This is a genomic window from Clostridium estertheticum (assembly GCF_018861295.1).
Taxonomy (GTDB): domain Bacteria; phylum Bacillota; class Clostridia; order Clostridiales; family Clostridiaceae; genus Clostridium_AD; species Clostridium_AD estertheticum_D.
The window spans coordinates 1-4878 of sequence record NZ_JAHLDM010000058.1 but is presented as its reverse complement, the minus strand read 5'-3'; the positions used below and the strand labels follow the sequence as shown (position 1 = coordinate 4878).

The window sequence follows — 4878 nt, the reverse complement described above, 5'->3', positions numbered from 1 at the left end:
TTATCCACCTCTATTCTTATATTTAATTATACATAGAAAAACCCTATAGCGTAGGTTTTTTTAAATCGTCTACTCTATAGGGTACATTTTATATAGATCTTATCGTTTTTTAATATAATTTTTCAGATTATATGTAATATTTGTATTTGATGTTTCATTTAAAAAAATCGATTATGTGAAAATATTATCAATATTCTTACTTTTTATAAATTATAATATATTATTTTTCTAAGTATATATTATTTTAAAAATATGGTTACAGTTATTTATAGAAATGTTGATAATTTTGAACGTGATTTGCTGAAGTATTAAACTGTAACAATTATGTTATAATATATAGAATGCATGAATCTGGGATGTTAAAGGGGGAATCACATAATGGATAAAATTGATAAGACTACATTAAAACCTTTGGAGCAATATCTAGGTGTGAATAAAATGTTTAGTCCAATAAAGAGTACAAAAGTTTACGAACAAGTAATTGACCAAATAAAAAATATGATTGATCAAGGTACTCTTAAAAAAGGTGATAAACTACCTTCAGAGAGAAGTTTAGTTCAACAATTAGAAGTGAGTAGGGCTTCGATTCGAGAGGCGCTTCGAGCATTAGAAGTCATTGGACTTATAGAGTGCAGACAAGGGGAAGGAAGTTATATAAAGACAAGTTTTCAGGATAATTTATTTGAACCACTATCAATTATGTTTATGTTAGAGGGAAGTAATCAAGAAGAGATATGGGAGCTCAGAAAAATTATGGAGGTTGAGGCGGCAGGCCTTGCTGCGAAGAGAATAACGGGTGGACAATTAAATGAATTAAGTGAGATTACTAAAAGGTTCATGAAGTCTGAAGGAGAAGCGGAGGCTGTTACTGCTGAAATTGACAAAGAATTTCATTATAAAATTGCAGAATGTTCAGGTAATGTTTTAATATTTGATATACTTAAAACAGTTGCGACACTTGTAGATCATTTTATAAAGGATGCAAGAAAATTAATAATAGTTCATGAAGGCAATAAGGAAATACTTTTTTCTCAACACAATGAAATATACTTGTCTATAGAAAGACATAGTTCTGTAGAGGCTCGAAAAGCAATGCGAATTCATTTAGATTTTGCAAATAAGTATAAGAGTGAAAGGACAATATAATATTATTATAAAATCATGGGTGAGGGCAATAACAAATATTGCTCTCACCTTTAATTTTATAGTAAAAAAAAATAAACACTGTTAATTAAATAACAATAGTAGAAATGTTTTGAATAGTGTGTTATTATAAATTAAAAGGTGGTCAGACCATCTAGCCAATAATGAGTTTTTAGAATTCTATACAAAATGTAGGAGGAATAAATATATGGAAATTTTAGTTTGTATAAAACAAGTTCCAGGTACTTCAAATGTTGAAGTGGATCCAGTTACAGGAGTTTTAAAAAGAGATGGTGTAGATTCTAAAATGAATCCTTTCGATTTGTTTGCATTAGAAACAGCTCTTAAAATTAAGGAAGAAAAGGGTGGACTAATTAAAGTTATAACTATGGGACCTCCTCAAGCAAAGGATGTTATTCGCGAAGCATATATGATGGGAGCAGACGAAGGTGCACTAATTTCTGATAGAAAATTTGCAGGAGCAGATGTTCTAGCTACATCTTATACAATTTCCCAAGGGGTAAGAAAAATGGGTGAATTTGATCTTATATTATGTGGAAAGCAAACAACAGATGGTGATACCGCTCAAGTAGGACCAGAAATGGCTGAATACCTAAATATTCCGCATATTGCAAACGTCTTAAAAATAATAGAATTGAAGGAAAAATCAATTGTTGTAGAGATGGATATGGCAAATACTATAGAAGTCGCTGAGATTCAATTCCCATGTCTTCTAACCGTAGACAAAGATATATATCAACCAAGGCTTCCGTCTTATAGGAAAAAAATAGCTACAAAAGATAGAGAAATAAAAATGATAACATTAAATGATTTTGAAGATAAGGATGAAAAGAAATATGGACTTAATGGTTCACCAACACAAGTTGAACGAATATTCCCACCAGATGTGAATAATGATCGTGAAACATGGACAGGTAGCGGTTCAGAACTTAGTTTAAAAATGGCAACAAAACTTAAAGAATTAAAATTCGTATAATGAATTAAATTATATAAGAAGGGTGGAGTTCTAATGAGTAAGTTAATTTGTCACCAAGAGAAGGTAAATGAATCAGTTGCTAAAGAATTAGTAAAGGTTTGTCCCTTTGGTGCTATTGAATATAACGATGGAAAAATAGAAGTTAATGCAGGCTGTAAAATGTGTAAGATTTGTGTTAAAAAAGGTCCAACGGGAGTAATGGAATTTCTTGAAACGAAGGTAGTTCAAGTTGATAAGAGTTTATGGAAGGGTATAGGGGTATATGTTGATCATGTAGAAGGAGTTATACATCCTGTAACAATGGAACTTATCGGAAAAGCGAGAGAACTTGCATCAGTTGTTAATTTTCCAGTATATTGTGTTTTTATTGGCCACAACATAAAAGAGAAAGCAAAAGAATTATTACATTATGGTGTTGATGAAGTATTTGTATACGATTGCGAAGAACTTAAGGATTTTAGGATAGAACCTTATACTGCAGCATTCGAAGATTTTGTAAATAAGGTAAAGCCATCATCATTACTTGTTGGTGCAACAACTATTGGTAGATCACTTGCTCCGAGAGTTGCAGCAAGATTTAGAACAGGACTTACTGCTGACTGTACAATACTCAATATGAAAGAAAATACAGACCTTGTACAGATAAGACCAGCTTTTGGTGGTAATATCATGGCTCAAATTATATGTCCAAATACAAGACCACAAATGTCTACAGTAAGGTATAAAGTTATGAATGCTCCTGAAAAAAATTGTGACGAGAAAGGTAAAATTACAATTTGTGAAATAGATAGGGCAAAATTAAGATCTAACATTGAGGTATTAAAGGTTACTAAAAAAGAAGTTGAAGAAAATATTTCAGATGCAGAGGTAATTATTGCAGTTGGCAGAGCATTAAAGTCAGAAAAAGATCTTGTTATGATACAGGAACTTGCAGATTTACTTAATGCCCAAGTAGCTGGAACAAGACCTACAATTGAAGCGGGTTGGATTGATGCTAAAAAACAAATTGGTTTATCTGGAAGAACAGTTAAACCTAAATTAATAATAGCTCTTGGAATTTCTGGTGCAGTTCAGTTTACAGCTGGAATGAACAGTTCAGAGCGTATATTTGCAATAAATAAAGATCCTAATGCATCGATATTTAATGTAGCTCATTATGGAATAGTGGGAGACATATATGAAATAGTTCCTCAATTGATCCAAAACATTAAAAATTCAGGAGCTGAGTACTGTATTCGCTAACGTATAGATTTAAGTCAACTTTTAGTCTTAACTTAAGTAATAAATCATTTAGCGGTTTTACTAAATGAGACCATTTAGCGGTTTTACTAAATGAATAATCGGGGAGGTAATCTTATGAGTTACAAAAAACTTGATGCAAAGGATATAGAATTTCTAGTGTCTATATTAGGAAAAGATAGAGTGTTTACTGGTGAGGATATAAATGATGATTTCAGCCATGATGAGATGGGTGGAATAAGTAAAATGCCAGAAGTATTAGTTGAGGTTCTTACAACTGATGAAGTGTCAAAAATCATGAAATATGCATCTGATAATGTTATTCCTGTTGTAGCAAGAGGTTCAGGAACAGGACTAGTTGGAGCATCAGTTCCAATATTCGGTGGAATTATGATAAATATGTCTAGGATGAATAAAATACTTGAAATTGATGAAGAAAACTTAATGTTAACACTCGAGCCAGGTGTACTTCTAATGGAGATAAGTAAATATGTTGAAGAGTTTGATCTGTTTTATCCACCAGATCCAGGAGAAAAATCAGCAACAATTGCGGGAAATATAAATACTAATGCAGGTGGAATGAGAGCTGTTAAATACGGAGTTACAAGAGATTATATAAGAGGACTTGAAGTAGTACTTCCAAGTGGAGAAATACTTGAAGTGGGTGGAAAGGTAGTTAAAAATTCTACTGGGTACAGTATAAAAGATTTAATATGTGGTTCTGAGGGAACACTTGGAATAGTTACGAAAATAATATTAAGACTATTACCACTACCAAAGAAGGCGATATCATTATTAATACCTTTTCCTAATCTTGATATGGCAATAAACACAGTTCCTTTAATAGTTAAATCAAAAGCAGCCCCAACTGCTATAGAATTTATGCAAAGAGAAGTTATTCTTGCTGCTGAAGAATTTCTTGGTAAAAAGTTCCCAGATAATTCTTCAGATGCTTATCTCTTATTAACTTTTGATGGTAATACTATAGAAGAAATAGAAAAAGCTTATGAAGGTGTAGCTAATATTTGCCTAGAGCAAGGTGCTCTTGATGTATTTATAACGGATACAGATGAGAGAAAAGAAGCTGTTTGGTCTGCAAGAGGGGCTTTTCTTGAAGCAGTTAAAGCAACAACAACTTATATGGATGAATGTGACGTTGTTGTTCCAAGGAACATGGTTGCCAAGTTCATTAATTACACTAATGAACTTCAAAAGGAATTTAATATAAGGATAAGAAGTTTTGGTCATGCAGGTGATGGTAACTTACATGTATATGTGTTAAAAGATGACCTTACGGATGAAGTATGGGACACGAAAATTGCAGAAGTATTTGAAGCGATGTACAGTAAATCAAGAGAACTCAAAGGTTTAGTATCTGGAGAACATGGTATTGGGTTTGCAAAAAAAACATATATGTTAGAACAATTAGGACCTGTGTATGTAGGACTTATGAAAAATATAAAATTGGCATTTGATCCTAAAAATATATTAAACCCAGG

4 protein-coding genes are annotated in these 4878 nt (G+C 32.1%); all 4 read left to right on the top strand.

Translation table 11 applies throughout. The features are described 5' to 3' along the window. The first annotated feature begins 438 nt into the window (after nt 1-438). Nucleotides 439-1146 (top strand): FadR/GntR family transcriptional regulator, encoded by a 708-nt coding sequence (locus tag KPL54_RS25460; RefSeq protein WP_216109281.1) that lies wholly within the window; start codon nt 439-441, stop codon nt 1144-1146. Between the two features lie 205 nt (nt 1147-1351). Further along, nucleotides 1352-2140 (top strand): electron transfer flavoprotein subunit beta/FixA family protein, encoded by a 789-nt coding sequence (locus tag KPL54_RS25455; RefSeq protein ID WP_216109280.1) that lies wholly within the window; start codon nt 1352-1354, stop codon nt 2138-2140. Nucleotides 2141-2173: 33 nt separating this feature from the next. After that, on the top strand, nt 2174-3382 hold the full coding sequence (locus tag KPL54_RS25450; protein ID WP_216109279.1) for an electron transfer flavoprotein subunit alpha: 1209 nt from the start codon (nt 2174-2176) through the stop codon (nt 3380-3382). 114 nt (nt 3383-3496) lie between these two features. After that, a partial coding sequence (locus KPL54_RS25445) for an FAD-binding oxidoreductase (RefSeq protein ID WP_216109278.1) occupies nt 3497-4878 on the top strand: 1382 nt, incomplete at its 3' end.

Bases quoted from the DNA above. Each gene is read 5' to 3' on its own strand.
- KPL54_RS25460 (WP_216109281.1), top strand. From the start codon at position 439: ATGTTTAGTCCAATAAAGAGTACAAAAGTTTACGAACAAGTAATTGAC.
- KPL54_RS25455 (WP_216109280.1), top strand. From the start codon at position 1,352: ATGGAAATTTTAGTTTGTATAAAACAAGTTCCAGGTACTTCAAATGTT.
- KPL54_RS25450 (WP_216109279.1), top strand. From the start codon at position 2,174: ATGAGTAAGTTAATTTGTCACCAAGAGAAGGTAAATGAATCAGTTGCT.